12 protein-coding genes and 1 pseudogene are annotated in these 18190 nt (G+C 69.4%); 6 read left to right on the forward strand and 7 right to left on the reverse strand.

Annotation, left to right across the window (positions count from 1 at the left end; genetic code table 11):
- Positions 1-46 precede the first annotated feature (46 nt).
- Positions 47-940, forward strand: a complete 894-nt coding sequence (locus tag ACZ7OO_RS10955) for an LLM class flavin-dependent oxidoreductase (RefSeq protein WP_471503667.1) — start codon at positions 47-49, stop codon at positions 938-940.
- Positions 941-1064: 124 nt separating this feature from the next.
- Positions 1065-1952 carry an HAD hydrolase family protein gene (locus ACZ7OO_RS10960; protein WP_471503669.1) on the forward strand — a complete coding sequence of 296 codons (888 nt, stop codon included), beginning with the start codon at positions 1065-1067 and terminating at the stop codon, positions 1950-1952.
- Positions 1953-2098: 146 nt separating this feature from the next.
- Here the strand turns inward: ACZ7OO_RS10960 and ACZ7OO_RS10965 are convergent.
- From ACZ7OO_RS10965 to hisC, 5 genes and pseudogenes are all read right to left on the reverse strand, one after another.
- A pseudogene (locus tag ACZ7OO_RS10965) lies at positions 2099-2252 on the reverse strand (two-component system sensor kinase); the annotation flags it as partial.
- Positions 2253-2271: 19 nt separating this feature from the next.
- Positions 2272-5838 (reverse strand): thiol reductant ABC exporter subunit CydD, encoded by a 3567-nt coding sequence (gene cydD, locus ACZ7OO_RS10970; RefSeq protein ID WP_471503671.1) that lies wholly within the window; start codon positions 5836-5838, stop codon positions 2272-2274.
- Between the two features lie 60 nt (positions 5839-5898).
- Entirely contained in the window at positions 5899-6906 is a 1008-nt protein-coding gene (cydB, locus tag ACZ7OO_RS10975) for a cytochrome d ubiquinol oxidase subunit II (protein WP_471503673.1), read from the reverse strand.
- A gap of 18 nt (positions 6907-6924) precedes the next feature.
- Positions 6925-8433: a cytochrome ubiquinol oxidase subunit I gene (locus tag ACZ7OO_RS10980; RefSeq protein ID WP_471503675.1), complete on the reverse strand. Its 1509-nt coding sequence runs from the start codon at positions 8431-8433 to the stop codon at positions 6925-6927.
- A 268-nt stretch (positions 8434-8701) separates the two neighbouring features.
- On the reverse strand, positions 8702-9781 hold the full coding sequence (gene hisC, locus ACZ7OO_RS10985) for a histidinol-phosphate transaminase (protein WP_471503677.1): 1080 nt from the start codon (positions 9779-9781) through the stop codon (positions 8702-8704).
- Between the two features lie 436 nt (positions 9782-10217).
- Between hisC and ACZ7OO_RS10990 the strand changes: the two genes are divergently transcribed.
- The 3 genes from ACZ7OO_RS10990 (at position 10218) to ACZ7OO_RS11000 (ending at position 13775) form a co-directional block, all read left to right on the forward strand.
- Positions 10218-11330: a LacI family DNA-binding transcriptional regulator gene (locus ACZ7OO_RS10990; protein ID WP_351748148.1), complete on the forward strand. Its 1113-nt coding sequence runs from the start codon at positions 10218-10220 to the stop codon at positions 11328-11330.
- Between the two features lie 306 nt (positions 11331-11636).
- Entirely contained in the window at positions 11637-12725 is a 1089-nt protein-coding gene (locus ACZ7OO_RS10995; RefSeq protein WP_471503680.1) for a metallophosphoesterase family protein, read from the forward strand.
- A 180-nt stretch (positions 12726-12905) separates the two neighbouring features.
- A complete protein-coding gene (locus tag ACZ7OO_RS11000) occupies positions 12906-13775 on the forward strand; it encodes a hypothetical protein (protein ID WP_471503682.1) in 870 nt (289 codons plus the stop codon).
- Positions 13776-13989: 214 nt separating this feature from the next.
- On the opposite strand, the gene thiC is transcribed toward ACZ7OO_RS11000, so the two are convergent.
- Complete coding sequence (gene thiC / locus ACZ7OO_RS11005; protein WP_471503684.1) at positions 13990-15792, reverse strand: phosphomethylpyrimidine synthase ThiC; 1803 nt, start codon at positions 15790-15792, stop codon at positions 13990-13992.
- A 241-nt stretch (positions 15793-16033) separates the two neighbouring features.
- On the opposite strand from thiC, the gene ACZ7OO_RS11010 reads away from it, so the two are divergent.
- Positions 16034-17560 carry a YibE/F family protein gene (locus ACZ7OO_RS11010; protein ID WP_471503686.1) on the forward strand — a complete coding sequence of 509 codons (1527 nt, stop codon included), beginning with the start codon at positions 16034-16036 and terminating at the stop codon, positions 17558-17560.
- A 165-nt stretch (positions 17561-17725) separates the two neighbouring features.
- On the opposite strand, the gene ACZ7OO_RS11015 is transcribed toward ACZ7OO_RS11010, so the two are convergent.
- On the reverse strand, positions 17726-18163 hold the full coding sequence (locus ACZ7OO_RS11015; RefSeq protein ID WP_471503688.1) for an SsgA family sporulation/cell division regulator: 438 nt from the start codon (positions 18161-18163) through the stop codon (positions 17726-17728).
- Between the last annotated feature and the right edge of the window lie 27 nt (positions 18164-18190).

Below are 18190 nucleotides of genomic sequence, written 5' to 3' on the forward strand. Positions count from 1 at the left end.
CATCCCTCAGCATTGTTCGCAGTCACGGGAGCATAGGGTCGTAGGCATGCGACTGAGCACCGTAATCCTTCCCATCCACAGGTGGGGCGAGGGACAGAAGGTCTGGCAGCGCGCCGAAGACCTCGGGTTTAACACCGCCTACACCTACGACCACCTCTCCTGGCGCACCTTCCGGGACGGGCCGTGGTTCGGGGCGGTACCCACGTTGACCGCAGCGGCGACAGCTACGCAGAGTATGCGGCTGGGTACTCTCGTCACCTCGCCGAACTTCCGGCATCCGGTGACACTCGCCAAGGAGCTGATCTCCCTGGACGACATCTCCGGCGGCCGGGTGACGCTCGGTATCGGTGCCGGCGGGACCGGCTTCGACGCCACCGCGCTGGGCCGGGAGCCGTGGACCGCACGCGAGCGCGCCGACCGGTTCGCCGAGTTCGTGCCGCTGCTCGACCGGCTGCTCACCGAGGACTCCGTCACGTACGAGGGCGAGTTCTACTCGGCCCACGAGGCACGCAACATCCCAGGCTGTGTCCAGCGGCCCCGGCTGCCCTTCGCGGTCGCGGCCACCGGCCCGCGCGGGCTGAAGCTGGCCGCGCGGTACGGACAGGCGTGGGTGACCACCGGCGACCCGAAGCTGTACGAGAACGGCACGCCGGAACAGTCCGTCGAGGCGCTGCGCGGTCAGACGGTGAAGTTCGGCGAGGCCTGCGCGGCGGTCTGCCGGGACGCGTCGGAGCTGGACAAGGTCCTGCTCACGGGGTTCACCCCGGACCGCGCCCGTCCGCTGGAGTCCCTGGACGCCTTCGTGGACTTCGCCGGCCGGCACCAGGAGCTGGGCTTCACCGAGCTGGTGATCCACTGGCCCATCCCCGACTCGGACTTCGCGGCCGACGAGAAGGTCTTCGAGCAGATCGCCATGGAGGCCCCGGCCCAGCTGGCCTGAGGCCGGCGGGCCGGATCCGGGTGCCACTGGGCAGGAGTCCGAAGGGTGCTGGGCATGGCCCGGGGATGCTTCGGGAGTCATCTGTGTCTCATCTGTGCGCAGCACCGCACTTGCGTGCGGGCATATGCGTGAGAATGGCTCGGTGACCTCAGCGACCCGACAGCCCGAGAGCTCCGCCTTCGCGACCCCACCCCGGCTGATCGCCACCGATCTCGACGGCACCCTGCTGCGCGACGACAAGTCGGTCTCCCCGAGGACGGTCGCCGCGCTGGCCGCCGCCGAGGAGGCGGGCGTCGAGGTCTTCTTCGTCACCGGCCGCCCGGCCCGCTGGATGGACGTCGTCAGCGACCACGTCCACGGCCACGGCCTGGCGATCTGCGGCAACGGCGCGGCCGTGGTCGACCTGCACGGCGGCCCCGGCGCCCACCGCTTCGTGAAGGTGCGCGGGCTGGCCAGGGAGAACGCGCTGGACGCCGTACGGCTGCTGCGCGACGCCGCGCCCGGCACGGTGTACGCGGTCGAGCAGACGTACGGCTTCCACCAGGAGCCGGCCTATCCCAAGCTGCATCTGGAGACACCGGACCATCTGCTGTCCGCGGAGGAGATCCTAGCGGTCGACGGCCCGAGCGCCGGCGAGCCCGTGCTCAAGATCCTCGCCTACCACCCCGACCTCGGCCCCGACGCGTTCCTCACCCTCGGCCGCCTCGCCATCGGCGACCGCGCCAACGTCACCCGCTCCAGCCCGAGCGCCCTGCTCGAGATCAGCGGTCCGGGGGTCTCCAAGGCCAGCACGCTGGCCCTGGAGTGCGCCGAGCGCGGCATCTCACACGAGGAGGTCGTGGCCTTCGGCGACATGCCCAACGACGTCGAGATGCTGACCTGGGCCGGGCAGTCGTACGCGATGGGTAACGCCCACCCCGACGTCATCGCCGCCGCCTCCGGCCGCACGGTCGCCAACAACGACGACGGCGTGGCGGTCGTGATCGAGCAGCTGCTGGCCGCGCGCCGCTAAGGCTGCCGGACTCGGTACCGCGCTCGCCGCCGCTTCCAGCACGGCGCCTGCAGCCGCTTGCTGTCCGGCACGGCTCTCCGATTCCAGTTCAGTACGGCGTTCCTCCGCCACTTGCTGTCCGGCACGGGCTCTCCGTTTCCGGTCCAGTACGGCGCCTGCCAGACCACCGTCGCCCGCCCCCGTACGTGCCGATGCCGGGTCCGTGCCGGCTGTCGCCGCCCAGCGACTCCGCGCGCCGCCTGCGGTTCCTGAGCCGCTGCGGCGGCCGCCTTCGAGGACGCCGACCCCGTCGTCGGCGACCAGGCTCTCCCGCCAGGCCCTAAGGCGCCCCCACCAGGCCTTGGGGTTCTCCCACCAGCGACTCCGCCGCCACCTCCCGCTCGGCCATCCCCCGCAACGGCCCGGACACGGCGGCCAGCTGCGTGTACGGCCCGCGCTGCACCACCCGGCCCTCGTCGAGCACGATCACCTCGTCCACGGCCTCCAGGCCTGCCAGCCGGTGGGTGATGAGCACCGTCGTACGGCCCTCGGTGGCGGCCAGCAGATCCGCGGTGAGCGCGTCCGCCGTGGGCAGGTCGAGATGCTCGGCGGGCTCGTCCAGGACCAGGACCGGAAAGTCCGCCAGCAGCGCCCGGGCGAGCGCCAGCCGCTGCCGCTGCCCGCCGGACAGCCGAGCCCCGTGCTCGCCGACGAGAGTGTCCAGCCCGTCGGGCAGCCCGTCCACCCAGGCCAGCAGCCGGGCCCGGCCCAGCGCGTCCCGCAGGTCCTTCTCGGTGGCGTCCTTTCGGGCGAGCAGCAGGTTCTCGCGTACGGAACTGTCGAAGAGGTGGGCGTCCTGGGCGCACAGCCCGACGAGCCGGCGTACGTCGTCGCTGTCCATGGCGTACGCGTCCACGCCAGCGAGCGTGTAGGAGCCCGCGTCCGGGTCGAGGAACCGCAGCAGGACCTGGGCGAGGGTCGTCTTGCCGGAGCCGGAGGGACCGACCACGGCGACCCGGCGACCCTCGTGGAGGGTGACGTCGAGCCCGGTGAGCGCGTCCCGACGCTGGCCCTCGTGGCGGGCGGACAGGCCCTTCAGTACGACGGGGAAGGGCGTGGCGGGCGCCTGGCGCGGCCGCTCGGGTTCCCGCACGGGCTCGGGCGCGTCCAGCACCTCGTAGATGCGTTCGGCGCTCTTGCGCACCCGCTGTCGGTGCCGCACGGCGAGCGGCAGCCCCAGTACGGCCTCGAAGGCGGCCAGTGGAGTGAGTACGACGACCGCCATCGCCACCCCGTTCAGCCGGCCGTGGGCGACCCCCTGGGCGCCCAGCAGCGCCGTGGCGGCGACGGTCAGGCCCGTCAGCAGAGCGGTCAGTCCGTCACCGAGCGCGGTGGCGGTGGCGGCCCGCGAGGCGATCCGGGTGAGCGTGCCGTCGGCCCGCCGGGCCTCGTCGGTACGGGCGGGCAGCGCGCCTGCGACGGTCAGCTCGGCGGTGCCGGTGAGCAGGTCGGTCACCCGGGTCGCGAGCAATCCGCGGGCGGGCGCCAGCCGCTGCTCGGCGCGCCGGGCCACGGCGGAGGTCACCAGCGGAACACCGACACCGGCGGCCAACAGCCCCACGGTCAGTGCGGCCCCCGCCTCGGGCAACAGCCAGGCCGTGAACCCCACGGCCCCGGCGGACACGGCCACCGCGACCCCGGCGGGCAGCAACCACCGCAGCCAGTAGTCCTGCATGGTGTCCACGTCGGCGACCAGCCGGCTGAGCAGATCCCCGCGCCTGGTCGCCCGGAGCCCGGCAGGTGCGAGCCGCTCAAGCCGCCGGTACACGGCGACCCGGGTGTCGGCCAGCATCCGCAGCACGGCGTCGTGCGACACAAGCCGCTCGCTGTACCGGAACACGGCCCGCCCGATCCCGAAGGCCCGCGTGGCCGTCACGGCGACCATCAGATACAGCACCGGCGGCTGCTGCGAGGCCCGCGAGATCAGCCACCCGGAGGTCGCCATCAGCCCCACGGCGCTGCCGAGCGCGAGAGCCCCGAGCAGGAGAGCGAGCAACAATCGCCCTCGCCTGGCCCCAGAGGTCGCCCGAACCCGAGCCAGAACACTCCGGCGACGCACGGCCCCAGACTCCACAGGGCCACGTGCAGACAGACCGGGCTGCTCCACCGAGCCACTCCCCGACCGATCGAGCTCCTCGCTCACCTCTTGACCAAGTCGGGTGGTGGGTGGGGGAAGGCGCTGGGGGTCCAGGGGGCGGAGCCCACTGGGGGCCTCGCTGCCGGAGAGCCTCACCACCCGGTCCGCCGCCGAGAGCAACGCCGGCCGGTGCACCACCAGCAACACCGTCCGCCCCGCGGCAAGCCGTCGTACCGCCGCCACGACCTCCGCCTCGGTCGCCCCGTCCAGCGCAGCTGTCGGCTCATCGAGCAACAGCACAGGCCGGTCAGCCAGGAAGGCCCGCGCCAGCGACAGCCGCTGCCGCTGCCCGGCGGACAGTCCGGCCCCGTCCTCGCCGAGCACGGTCCCGGCGCCCTCCGGCAACGCGTCCACGAACTCCAGCGCCCCCGCGTCCCCCAACGCCCGCCGTACCGCGTCGTCGTCCGCGGCGGGACGCGCGAGCCGTACGTTGTCGGCGATCGTCCCGGCGTACAGATGCGGCCGCTGCGGCACCCACGCGATCCGCGACCGCCACGCCTCCAGATCCACCTCACCCAGCTCGGCTCCCCCGATCAGCACGCGGCCCGCCACCGGCTGCACGAACCCCAGCAGCACGTTCAGCAGCGTCGACTTGCCCACTCCACTCGGGCCGACCAGCGCGACGGTCTCGCCGGGTTCCACGGTGAACGACACGTCGGTCACCGCGGCCGCCGAGCGACCCGGGTAGCGGACAGTCACTCCCTCGAAGGCCAGAGAAGCCTCAGGAGGGACGTCCTCCGCCCCGGACAGCGGCATCGGCGTCTCCAGCACCGCGAAGATCTCCTCCGCCGCCGCGAGCCCCTCCGCCGCCGCGTGGAACTGGGCACCCACCTGCCGCAGCGGGAGGTATGCCTCGGGCGCCAGCAGCAGGATGACCAGCCCGATGTAGAGGTCCATGTCGCCGTGCACCAGCCTCATACCGATGGTCACGGCGACCAGCGCCACCGACAGCGTGGCGAGCAGCTCCAGTGCGAAGGAGGAGAGGAAGGCGATCCGCAGGGTGCGCATGGTCGCCTGCCGGTACTCACCGGTGATCCGGCGGATGGACTCGGCCTGCGCCTTGGCCCGCCCGAACACCTTCAGCGTGGGCAGCCCGGCGACCACATCCAGGAAGTGGCCGGACAGCCGGGACAGCAGCCGCCACTGACTCTCCGTACGGGACTGCGTGGCCCAGCCGATCAACACCATGAAGAGCGGGATGAGGGGCAGGGTCCCGACGATGATCGCCGCGGAGACCCAGTCCTCGGTGACGATCCGGGCCAGCACCGCGACCGGTACGGCCACCGCGAGCCCCAACTGGGGCAGGTAGCGGGAGAAGTAGTCGTCGAGGGCGTCGACTCCGCGCGTGGCGAGGTTGACCAGCGCCCCGGTCCGCTGACCGCTCAGCCAGCCCGGACCGAGTGCTACAGCACGGTCGAGAAGCCGCCCCCGCAGTTCCGACTTGACCGCCGCGCTCGCCCGGTGCGCGGCCAGCTCGGTCAGCCAGGAGACCAGCGCCCTGCCGATGGCGACGGCCACCAACAGCAGCAGGCGAGTGCGGAGTTCGGATACCGAGTCGCCGTGCTGGAAGGCGCCGACCACCACTTCGGCGATGAGCATTGCCTGGGCGATGACCAGCCCGGCGCCGAGGGCACCCAGACCGACCACCGCCACGAGGAAGAGGCGGGTGGCACGGGCGTAGCGGAGGAGACGTGGGTCGATTGGTTTCACGTGAAACATGCCCCTTCGGTCCCAAGAGGGTGTTTCACGTGAAACACCCTCTCTTCGGACTCAGTGCGCGGCTTCGGCTGCGATGTGCTGCGTACCGATCCGCTTGCGGAACACCCAGTACGTCCACCCCTGGTAGAGCACGACGAGCGGCGTGGCGATCGCCGCGAGCCACGTCATGATCTTCAGGGTGTACGGGCTCGACGAGGCGTTGGTGACCGTGAGGTTCCAGTCCGCGTTGAGCGACGACGGCATGACGTTCGGGAAGAGCGACAGGAAGAGCATCGCCACGGTGGCCACGATGGTGATGCCGGACAGAGCGAACGCCCATCCCTCACGGCCCCGCAAGTTAGCGCCCAGGGCGGCGACCAGCGCGACGACCGCCACGACCAGGGCCACCAGACTCTTGCCGTCACCGCTGTCGACCTGGGTCCACAGCAGGAAGACCAGCGCCAGCGCGGCGACGAGCAGACCGGCCTTGCTCGCCAGCTTCCGCGCCCGTACCCGGATGTCACCGACGGTCTTGAGCGCGGTGAACACCGCCCCGTGGAAGGTGAACAGGGTCAGCGTCACCAGTCCGCCGAGCAGGGCGTACGGGTTGAGCAGGTCCCAGACGTCGCCGACGTAGTTGAAGTTCTGGTCGATCTTCACGCCCCGCACGATGTTCCCGAAGGCCACGCCCCACAGGAACGCCGGGATGAGCGAGGTCCAGAAGATCGCGGTCTCCCAGTTGCGCTGCCAGTTCTCCTCGGGCCGCTTCGCCCGGTACTCGAAGGCGACACCCCGGACGATCAGGCAGACCAGGATGACCAGCAGGGGCAGGTAGAAGCCGGAGAAAAGCGTGGCGTACCACTCGGGGAAGGCAGCGAAGGTCGCGCCGCCCGCGGTGAGCAGCCACACCTCGTTGCCGTCCCAGACCGGGCCGATCGTGTTGATCAGCACCCGCTTCTCCATGCGGTCGCGGGCGAGCAGCTTGGTGAGGATGCCGACCCCGAAGTCGAAGCCCTCCAGGAAGAAGTAGCCGGTCCACAGGACGGCGATCAGGACGAACCAGACGTCGTGAAGTTCCATGACTGCGTCTCCCTCGACCTAGTACGAGAAGGCCATCGGCTTGTCGGCGTCACGGGCCTCGCCGCCGATCTTCGTGGGCGGATTGAGGTCGTCCTCGGTGAGCTCGGGCGGGCCGGCCTTGACGTACTTCACGAGCAGCTTGACCTCGATGACGGCGAGGACGGCGTAGAGCGCGGTGAAGGTGATCATCGAGATGAGGATCTCGGCCTGGGAGACACCGGGGGAGACGGCGTCACGGGTCTGCAGGACGCCGTAGACGACCCACGGCTGCCGGCCCATCTCGGTGAAGATCCAGCCCCAGGAGTTGGCTATCAGCGGGAAGCCCAGCGTCCAGATCGCCACCAGCCAGTACAGCCTGCCGAGCTTCGGGCTGAGGGCCTTGTTCTTGAAGAGGACCAGATGCGGCACCTCGTCCTCGCCGACCCGCAGATGCTGCGGCAGCATGAACTTCTTGCGGGTCAGCCAGAGTCCGACCAGGCCGATGGCGAAGGACGCCATGCCGAAGCCGATCATCCAGCGGAACGCCCAAAATGTGACGGGGATGATCGGGCGGTAGTCGCCCGGACCGTACTTCTGCTGTTCGGCCTTGTTGGTGTCGTTGATGCCGGGGACGTACGAGTTGAAGTCGTCGTCGGCGAGGAACGACAGGATGCCGGGGACCGACAGCTCGACGCTGTTGTGGCCCTTGCTCACGTCGCCGTAGGCGAAGACCGAGAACGGTGCCGAGTTCTGGCCGTCCCACAGGGCCTCGGCGGCGGCCATCTTCATCGGCTGCTGCTTGAACATGACCTTGCCGAGGGTGTCTCCGCTGATCGCGGTGAGCAGGCCGGCGATGACGACGGTGACCAGGCCCAGCCGCAGCGAGGTCTTCATCACGGTGATGTGCTTCTTGCGGAACAGGTGGAAGGCGGCGATGCCGACCATGAAGGCGCCGCCGGTCAGGAAGGACGCGGTCAGCGTGTGGAAGGCCTGGGCCAGTGCGGTGTTCTGGGTCAGGACGGCCCAGAAGTCCGTCAGCTCGGCGCGTCCCTTCACCTTGTCGATCTTGTAGCCGACGGGGTGCTGCATCCAGGAGTTGGCCGCGAGGATGAAGTAGGCGGACAGGATCGTGCCGATGGAGACCATCCAGATACAGGCCAGATGGATCTTCTTGGGCAGCTTGTCCCAGCCGAAGATCCACAGTCCTATGAAGGTGGACTCGAAGAAGAACGCGATCAGCGCCTCGAAGGCGAGCGGGGCGCCGAAGATGTCACCGACGAACCGCGAGTAGTCCGACCAGTTCATGCCGAACTGGAACTCCTGCACGATGCCGGTGACGACGCCCATCGCGATGTTGATCAGGAAGAGCTTGCCCCAGAACTTGGTCGCCCTGAGGTACTTCTCCTTCTCCGTGCGCACCCAGGCGGTCTGCAGACCGGCCGTGAGGGCGGCCAGCGAGATCGTCAGCGGGACGAACAGGAAGTGGTAGACGGTGGTGATGCCGAACTGCCAACGCGCCAATGTCTCCGGCGCCAGGGCCAGGTCCACGTCGTCAGTCTCCTTCCGTCGCCGTGATACAGCGGCAGTTTGCCCCCTTTGTCGCGTACATCACGGAGCAAACGGGACACGCTTGTGAATGCATTCACATTCACAAGCCATTATGGCGCACCGATTTTCGATGTGGTCAGGGGGGTCCTGTCTTCTCCGTCACGTCGCCCACGGCCCTCGGTTTCACGTGAAACCCATACGACAACGGGGCCGCCTCAACGGCGACCCCGTACGCGTGGAACTGGCCGACTGCTGGAGCTCCTTGCGGCTAGATCTCCTTACGAAAGTTCTCCGCCGCCTTCAGGAAGATGTCGTTGGCCTCGGTCTCCCCGACCGTCACCCGGACGCCCTCGCCCGGGAACGGCCGGATGACCGCGCCGTGCTCCTCGCAGAGCTGCGCGAAGGCCGTCGTACGCTCCCCCAGCCGCAGCCACACGAAGTTGGCCTGGGTCTCGGGCACCGTCCAGCCCTGAGCGCGGAGCGTCCCGACCACGCGCTGCCGCTCGCACACCAGCGAGCCGACCCGGCCAAGCAGCTCGTCCTCCGCCCGCAGCGAGGCGATCGCCGCCTCCTGGGCGAGCTGGCTCACGCCGAACGGCACCGCCGTCTTGCGCAGCGCCGCCGCCACCGGCTCATGGGCGATCGCGAAGCCGACGCGCAGTCCGGCGAGGCCGTAGGCCTTGGAGAAGGTCCGCAGGACACAGACGTTCGGCCGTTCCCGGTAGATCTCGACGCCGTCGGGCACCTCGGGGTCGCGTATGAACTCCCGGTAGGCCTCGTCAAGGACCACCAGCACATCACCCGGCACACGGTCCAGGAACCGCTCCAGCTCGGCCCGTTTCACGACCGTGCCCGTCGGGTTGTTGGGGTTGCAGACGAAGATCAGCCGGGTGCGGTCGGTGATCGCGTCGGCCATCGCGTCCAGGTCGTGCACATCGCCGGACGTGAGCGGCACCTGGACCGGGCGGGCACCGCTGATCTGCGTGATGATCGGGTACGCCTCGAAGGACCGCCAGGCGTAGATCACCTCGTCGCCGGCGCCGCTGGTGGCCTGGACCAGCTGCTGGGCCACGCCGACCGAGCCGGTGCCGGTGGCCAGATGGCCGAGCGGGACGCCGAAGCGGTCCGACAGCTCGTTCATCAGCCCCGTGCACGCCATGTCCGGGTAGCGGTTGAAGGCGGCAGCGGCCGTGGTCACGGACTCCATCACGCCGGGCAGCGGAGGGTACGGGTTCTCGTTGGAGGAGAGCTTGTAGGCGGCCGGGCCGTCGGCCGCGGCAGGCTTGCCCGGCTTGTAGGTGGGGATACCCTCCAGCTCGGCGCGCAGCTTGGGGCTCGTCTCGCTCACCGCAGTCCTCCTCGCGACCACCGGCGGACCGTCCGCGCCGCCGACATCCAATACTGCTCACCTTATGAGGATTCGGCCCCGCTGCGTACAGCGGCGGAGCGAGCAAGCAGCCGAGGATCTGACCTCTCCGTCCCACCGGCATCACGGGCATCACCGCACGAAGGCGCATTTTTCGGGGGCGCGCCCTACATATATCTACGCGCCGGTGGCTCGCGCCGTGGCGCGCATCACCCGTGAAGGTGAGTTGAGACCTCTTCGAGACATCGGGCAGTCGGCAGGCCCATGCGTGCCGACAAGTCAAGTCTCACCATTGGATCGTTCAACTGACTTTGTTTCTAAGTTAGTTGACCCAATTTGACCTTGCAGAAACGTGCCTGTCAACGCGTGCATATGCGTCCGCACTACCCCACCGCCTGAGCCCTACTATCGGCTCGCCATGACAGCAGCAGGGAAGCACCAGGTGAGCCGCGCGGAAACCTCTCGGCGAGGCAGCCGGCCGGGCCGGGCGGGCATCAGAGACGTGGCCGCCGCCGCCGGAGTCTCCATCACGACCGTCTCCGACGCCCTGAACGGCAAGGGCCGGCTCCCGGATGCCACCCGGCGCCATGTCCGCGAGGTAGCCGACCGGCTGGGGTACCGCCCCTCGGCCGCCGCCCGCACCCTCCGTACCGGCAAGTCGGGACTGATCGGCCTGACCGTGACGACGTACGGGGATGAACCTTTCACCTTCACCGAGTTCGCGTACTTCGCCGAGATGGCACGGGCCGCCACCTCGGCAGCGCTCGCCCGCGGCTACGCCCTGGTGATCCTGCCCGCGACCTCACGCCACGACGTGTGGTCGAACGTCGCCCTGGACGGCACGGTCGTCATCGACCCCTCCGACCAGGACCCGGTGGTCAGTGAGCTGGTCCGGCAGGGGCTGCCGGTGGTCTCCGACGGCCGCCCGGCCGGCTCGCTCCCGGTCACCGCCTGGGTGGACAACGACCACGAAGCCGCCGTCCTCGGCATCCTCGACCATCTCGCCGACGCGGGCGCCCGCCGGATCGGCCTGCTCACGGGCACCACGACGGACACATACACCCATCTGTCCACCACCGCCTACCTGCGGTGGTGCGAACGCGTCGGCCAGGACCCGGTCTACGAGGCCTACCCGGCGCACGACCCCTGCGCGGGCGCCGTCGCCGCCGACCGGCTGCTGGCCCGCCCGGACCGCCCCGACGCCGTCTACGGCCTCTTCGACCCCAACGGCACCGACCTGCTCGCCGCCGCCCGCCGCTACGGGCTGCGCGTCCCCGACGACCTGCTGCTGGTGTGCTGCAGTGAGTCGACCGTCTACGCCAACACCGAGCCGCCCATCACCACACTCTCCCTGAAGCCGCGCCGTATCGGCACGGCGGTGGTACAGCTCCTCATCGACGCGATCGAGGGAGTGGAGTCGGACCAGCCGGTCGAGCAGGTGATACCGACCGAACTGATCGTGCGTACCTCGTCCCAGCGACGCCCGCAGCGCACCACGGTCAGCCCGCCGCGGGCACCGGAGGAGGAGTAGCACGGACGGCCCGTACGCACACACGGCCACCCCATGTGAACGTATGGACGGCCCATACGCACACGGAGGCGGCCGACGCGCCTGCCCGGCGCCGTCGAAAGACAGCCGGCAGGACAACGGCGGGTGGTCGAACCCCTGCCCAACCGGGGCGAAAGCCACGCTGAACCGGAGTCCTGTTCCGATTCACCACCCCTGGGTCATCACACGGCGCGACGGGCATTCCTATGATGGGCCCACGACACCGCGGGCCGCTGCGACCAGGCAGTCCGAAGCGGTGCAGATGCGGCGCGATGGTGGAGGGGTCTGATGACTCAGGGGGCCGGTCAGGGACCCGAGGCGGAACGGACAGCGACGTTGCGCGACTTCCGGGTGCCCGCGTACGTCAACGAGACCGGCCCGTACGTCCAGAGCACCCACCCGGGCGACCTCGCCCCACCGCTCGACGAGCCGTACCCCGACGGATATCCCGAGGGGTACACGCCCACCCAGCGCGACCTGCCCGTCGTCAACCGCGGCGACACACTCCAGATGCCCGTCGACCCGGCCGCCGCCCCGGCCGCCCAGCTCGCGGCCGGTCCCGGCCCGCTCTACGTCGTCGGAGACGTGCACGGCTACTTCGACGAGCTGGTCGCCGCACTCCGGGAGCAGGGGCTGATCGACGAGGACGGGCAGTGGTGTGCGGGCACCGCCCGGCTCTGGTTCCTGGGCGACTTCACCGACCGGGGTCCCGACGGCATCGGCGTCATCGACCTGGTGATGCGGCTGTCCGCCGAGGCGGCCGCGGCCGGCGGCTACTGCAAGGCCCTCATGGGCAACCACGAGCTGCTGCTGCTCGGCGCCAAGCGGTTCGGCGACACCCCCGTCAACTCCGGCGCGGGCACCGCCACCTTCCAGGCGGCCTGGCTGCTCAACGGCGGGCAGAAGACCGACATGGACCGGCTCCAGGACCACCACCTCCAGTGGATGGCCCGCCTCGACGCGATCGAGGAGGTCGACGGCTATCTGCTCGTCCACTCCGACACCACCGCCTACCTCGACTACGGCGACTCGATCGAGGCGGTCAACGACACGGTCCGCGAGACCATCACCCGAAACGACGCGGACGAGGTCTGGGACCTGTTCCGTAAGTTCACCAAACGCTTCTCCTTCCGCGACGAGGGGGGTGCAGACGCCGTCCGTTCCCTTCTCGATACGTACGGCGGCACCCGCATCGTTCACGGGCACAGCCCGATTCCCTATCTGCTGGGGGAAGTCGGCTCCGAGGACGGCGAGGAGAACACCGGCCCCGTGGTGGAGGGACCGCACGTCTACGCGGACGGGCTCGCCATCGCCATGGACGGCGGAGTGACCATGGCTGGAAAGCTGCTGGTCAGGCAACTTCAGCTGGACGACTGAGCGTTCGGCACGCTGTTCTGTCCCCCGATGTCACACGCGGGCCATCCCCAATTTCCGGCAACCCCCTGTCACCGCGTGCCTTAACGGCTCTACCATCGGTTTATCCGTAGCAGGCTCCCCTCCGTTTCTGCCCGACGGCTCGCCGGCGTGCGAGCCCCAAGCCCTACGGAGCATCGGGGGATGCACATGAACAGCGTTCCGCAGCACCTGCACAGCGAGGACCGCCAGGAATACGAGCGGATCCTCGATGAGGCGCTGCGCTCCGCCCCTTACCGTCCCGAACTGGCCGGTGCCGGCCAGCGTTTGAACACCGAACAGCTGCGCACCATGGCGCTCAACGCCACCGCACTGATAGCGGCGGCCGCGGCGACCGAGTACCAGCACTATGTGAAGGTCCGCGAGGAACTGCGCAATCCGGCGCGGTCCACCCCAGCCACCGTCCAGGAGTCCGACTCGGCGGAGTCGGCCACGGGCGGTGCGATGGGGCTCGCCACCACCCTCGGCGAGGCCGCCGAGACCACGGGCGCCGGCGGTTTCGCCCTCGCCCTGGTCCTGGCGCCCGTGCTCGCCGGTACCGCCGCCGCGATCTTCCTGCTCGTCGGCTACGTCCTGAAGATGCTGGACCCGGCCCCGGCGTTCGCCCAGACCATGCTCACCGCCGGCTGGGTCTTCGGCGTCGTGACCGCGGCCGCCATCCTCATGGCCGGCGCGGGGCTGCTGCTCACCGCACTGCGCAACAGCCCCTCACTGGAGGCCGGAGCCTACGGCGAACCCGGTGGGGAGGTGGCCAAGGCAAGGGACGCCTGGCGGGACGCCCTGCTCGAACGCGGCATCCTGCCCTTCCTGCGGGAAGCGCTGGCCACCGAACCCGGCACAGCCGGACTGCACCGTACGACCCCGTCGGGCCCGGGCAACCGGATGCCGCGCCTCGGCTACGACCGCCCTGGTTTCAGCACCGACGACCGCACCACACCGGCCCCCCGGCCGAGCTTCACCAGCCCGGACTACACCAGCCCGGACTTCGGAGGCCCGGAACACCAGCCGGAATAACCCGGCTTGCGCCCCCGCCCGGGGGCGCAGGCCGGACACCCGGTCTACGAGGCAGAGCCGGGGAGCCGGGCGGAGCGCTCGTCGAACTCCTCCCGTGCCGCCCGGACGGCGGCGCTGTTCGCCTGCGCCCAGTCGGTGATGGCCTTCACCAGCCCACCCATCTGCCGGAGCCTGCCTGCCTGCAGAGACTCCGGCACGCCTCCCGTGACCCTCGTCAGTCGGCGATCGGCAGATAGACCCGGTTGCCCGCGGCCGCGAACTCCTTGGACTTCTGCACCATCCCCTCCTCGATCTCGGCCCGGCTACCGCCGTGTTCGCGACGGATGTCCTGCGAGATCTTCATCGAGCAGAACTTCGGCCCGCACATCGAGCAGAAGTGGGCCGTCTTCGCCGGCTCGGCCGGAAGCGTCTCGTCGTGGAACTCGCGGGCCGTGTCCGGGTCGAGGGCGAGGTTGAACTGGTCCTCCCACCGGAACTCGAAGCGGGCGTCGGACAGCGCGTCGTCCCAGTCCTGCGCGCCCGGGTGGCCCTTGGCGAGGTCGGCCGCATGGGCGGCGATCTTGTAGGTGATCACGCCGGACTTGACGTCGTCCCGGTTGGGCAGGCCCAGGTGCTCCTTGGGGGTGACGTAGCACAGCATCGCCGTGCCCCACCAAGCGATCATCGCGGCGCCGATGCCGGAGGTGATGTGGTCGTACGCCGGTGCGACGTCCGTGGTCAGCGGGCCGAGCGTATAGAACGGAGCTTCATCGCAGATCTCCTGCTGAAGGTCGATGTTCTCCTTGATCTTGTGCATCGGGACATGGCCCGGGCCCTCGATCATCGTCTGTACATGGAAACGCTTGGCGATCCGGTTGAGTTCCCCGAGCGTGCGCAACTCCGCGAACTGGGCCTCGTCGTTGGCGTCCGCGATGGAGCCGGGGCGCAGGCCGTCACCCAGCGAGTACGTGACGTCGTAGGCGGCGAGGATCTCGCAGAGTTCCTCGAAGTTCTCGTACAGGAATGATTCCTTGTGGTGTGCGAGGCACCAGGCCGCCATGATCGAGCCGCCGCGCGAGACGATGCCGGTCTTGCGGTTGGCGGTGAGCGGCACGTACGGCAGGCGCACGCCCGCGTGGACGGTCATGTAGTCCACACCCTGCTCGGCCTGTTCGATGACCGTGTCCTTGTAGATCTCCCAGGTCAGCTCCTCGGCCCTGCCGTCGACCTTCTCCAGGGCCTGGTAGAGCGGAACGGTGCCGATGGGAACGGGGGAGTTGCGCAGCACCCACTCGCGGGTGGTGTGGATGTTGCGCCCGGTGGACAGATCCATGACCGTGTCGGCGCCCCAGCGGGTAGCCCAGGTCATCTTCTCCACCTCCTCCTCGATCGAGGAGGTCACCGCGGAGTTGCCGATGTTGGCGTTGACCTTCACCAGGAACCGCTTGCCGATGATCATCGGCTCGATCTCCGGGTGGTTGACGTTGGTCGGCAGCACGGCCCGTCCCGCCGCGATCTCCTCGCGGACGATCTCGGCAGAGACGTTTTCGCGGATGGCCACGTACTCCATCTCCGGGGTGATCTCACCCCTGAGGGCATACGCCAGCTGGGTGACCGCCTCACCGTCCCGGCTGCGGCGCGGCTGGCGCGGGCGGCCCGGGAAGACCGCGTCCAGGTTGCGCAGCCCGCCACGCGGCGAGGTGTGCTTGAGCCCGTCGTCCTCGGGACGGACGGGACGGCCTGCGTACTCGGCCGTGTCACCACGGGCGATGATCCAGTTCTCCCGCAGTGGAGGCAGGCCCCTGCGGACGTCGGTCTCGACGGTCGAATCGGTGTACGGGCCGGAGGTGTCGTAGAGCGTGACCGACTGCCCGTTGGTGAGATGCACCTGACGGACCGGCACCCGGAGGTCGGGGCGCGAGCCCTCGACATACCCCTTGTGCCAGCCGATGGACTTCCCGGCCTCCTGGGACAGTTCGCCCGCAATGGGCTGTTCGTCCTGAGTGAAGGCAGGCGTGCGTGCGTCCTTGTTGGTCATTTGACCTACTCCCTACGCCGGCATTACCCGGTAACAGGTTCGGCGGTCGACGCAGCGGCTTCCGTCGGGCGGCGTTTCATGTGAAACATCACTCGTTCCACGTGAAACATCGCGAATACGGAGGTCAGCGCCCTCTCAGCCCGGTGCTCCGAGCTCCCGCGTGTGCAAAGGTGCCTCCACGCTAGCGTCAATTCGGGCGCGGTGAACAGAGGGCCCCTGCCCTTCTTGCGATGATCGGGCGGTGACCACGACACGGCAGCCCCCCTACCCGCCCCCCGACCCGAGCCGCGGCAACAGCACCGCCCAGGGTGGCGGAACCGGCCACGGGGGCCATGGTGCCGGTGATGGACACGACCACGGACAGGGTCAGCACTACGACCAGAAGCCTGCCCACAGTCGCGACAACGGCCATGCCCACGGCCACCCGCCCGCTCAGGGACCCGGTCAGGGCGGCTCGGGGGCAGGTGGCGGGCACGGTCACTCGCACAGCCACAGCCACGGACCCGCCGCGCCGGTCTCCAAGCACCTGCGCAAGGTCATCGCAGCGATCCTCATCCCCTTCACCGCCGCGGTCATCGCCGGCCTCGTGATCTTGTGGCCCGGCGGCGCACCACCCCACGAACGCACCGGCGTCGGCTTCGACCGCCAGACCCAAGCCGCCACCGTCAGCAAAGTCGACTCCGTCAGCTGCAAATCGGTCAACGCCTCCAGCGAGACACCGACCGGCGACACCTCCACCGCCGGAGGCAGCTCAGCACAGCAAGAACACGACGGCACCTGCAAAAAAGCCACAGTCCGCGTCGACACCGGCAAGGACACAGGCCGCACCTTCACCGAGATCGTGCAACCCGACCAGTCACGACAACTCCACCAGGGCGAGAAGGTCGTCGTCGCCTACGAACCCTCCGCACCCAAAGACCTGCAGTACTCCGTCACCGACGTCAACCGCAAATTCCCCATGGCCCTGCTCGCCGGGATCTTCGCCCTCGTCGTCGTCGTGGTGGGCCGACTGCGCGGTGTGATGGCACTGGTCGCGCTGGCCGTCAGCTTCCTGGTGCTGACCCTGTTCATCCTCCCCGCGATCCTCCAGGGCTCCAACCCGCTCCTCGTAGCCGTGATCGGCTCCAGCGCCATCATGCTGATCGCCCTCTACATGTGCCACGGCCTGTCCGCCCGCACCTCCGTCGCGGTCCTCGGCACCCTGGTCTCCCTGTGCCTCATCGGCCTCCTCGGCTCGGAGTTCATCGACTGGGCCGCCCTCACCGGCAACACCGACGACAACACCGGCCTCATCCACGGCCTCTACCCCTCGATCGACATGAGCGGCCTGCTGCTGGCCGGCGTCATCATCGGCTCCCTCGGCGTCCTCGACGACGTGACCGTCACCCAGACATCAGCCGTCTGGGAACTCCACGACGCCAACCCCACCATGGGCTGGCGCGGCCTGTACCGGGCAGGCATCCGCATCGGCCGCGACCACATCGCCTCCGTCGTCAACACCCTCGTCCTCGCCTACGCCGGCGCCGCCCTCCCCCTGCTCCTGCTCTTCTCCATCGCACAAAGCAGCGTGGTCACCGTCGCCAACAGCGAACTGGTCGCCGAAGAAATCGTCCGCACACTCGTCGGCTCGATCGGCCTCGTCGCCTCCGTGCCGGTCACCACACTCCTCGCAGCCCTGGTCGTATCAGCCGACCGACAGGGCAAGGAGGCCGGTGCGTCGGTGGGGGGCCCGGCGCGCGGCGGGCGAGGGCGGCGCCGGAAGCGGTAAGCGGGCGGTGGGCGGCGTAAGAGGACGGTCCGCGCGAGGAGAAGCGTTCCGGCGCTCACACAGGGACGCACGGTGCTCGAGACGCCCGCACAGGGACGCGCAGAAGCGTTCCTGCGCGTCCTCACGCCCTTCGGTGGAGTGGCTCGCGGCCCGTGCCGTAACGCTTCAGCCTGCGCTCTGCTCCTCGGCCAGGATGCGGTCCAGGGCCTCGTCGAGATGGGCGTCGAAGTCGGCGAGCGCGCCTTCCTGGCCGAGCGGCACCAGCTTGTCGGTACGGTCGAGAAAGGCCACCAGCGGTGGCGCCGAGGACCGGAACACCGCCTGGTCGCCGCCGACCTGAAGCCTGATCAGGACCTCGCCCAGTACCTCGCAATCGGCGGGCGCGATATGCACATCGCCCTCCCCGCACGGCCGGCCCACCCCGTCGATCAGCAGCTCACGGCCGAAGGCCCAGGTCACCGGCGCGTCCCCGGGCAGATGGAAGGTGAGCCGGACGGCATATGGATCACAGGTCTCGTAGCGCAACTCCACGGGGATGCGAAAGGAGAGCTCCTCCGAGACGAGAAAGCTCATCATGACATCTGCTTGTACGGACTCGCGCATCGACTACCCCGTCATATGACACCGACT

It is taken from the genome of Streptomyces sp. NPDC111744 (genome assembly GCF_055634995.1).

Coding starts and splice junctions, on each gene's coding strand:
- ACZ7OO_RS10955 (WP_471503667.1), top strand. CDS start 47: ATGCGACTGAGCACCGTAATCCTTCCCATCCACAGGTGGGGCGAGGGA.
- ACZ7OO_RS10960 (WP_471503669.1), top strand. CDS start 1,065: ATGCGTGAGAATGGCTCGGTGACCTCAGCGACCCGACAGCCCGAGAGC.
- cydB (WP_471503673.1), bottom strand. CDS start 6,906: ATGGAACTTCACGACGTCTGGTTCGTCCTGATCGCCGTCCTGTGGACC.
- ACZ7OO_RS10990 (WP_351748148.1), top strand. CDS start 10,218: ATGACAGCAGCAGGGAAGCACCAGGTGAGCCGCGCGGAAACCTCTCGG.
- ACZ7OO_RS10995 (WP_471503680.1), top strand. CDS start 11,637: ATGACTCAGGGGGCCGGTCAGGGACCCGAGGCGGAACGGACAGCGACG.
- ACZ7OO_RS11000 (WP_471503682.1), top strand. CDS start 12,906: ATGCACATGAACAGCGTTCCGCAGCACCTGCACAGCGAGGACCGCCAG.
- thiC (WP_471503684.1), bottom strand. CDS start 15,792: ATGACCAACAAGGACGCACGCACGCCTGCCTTCACTCAGGACGAACAG.
- ACZ7OO_RS11015 (WP_471503688.1), bottom strand. CDS start 18,163: ATGCGCGAGTCCGTACAAGCAGATGTCATGATGAGCTTTCTCGTCTCG.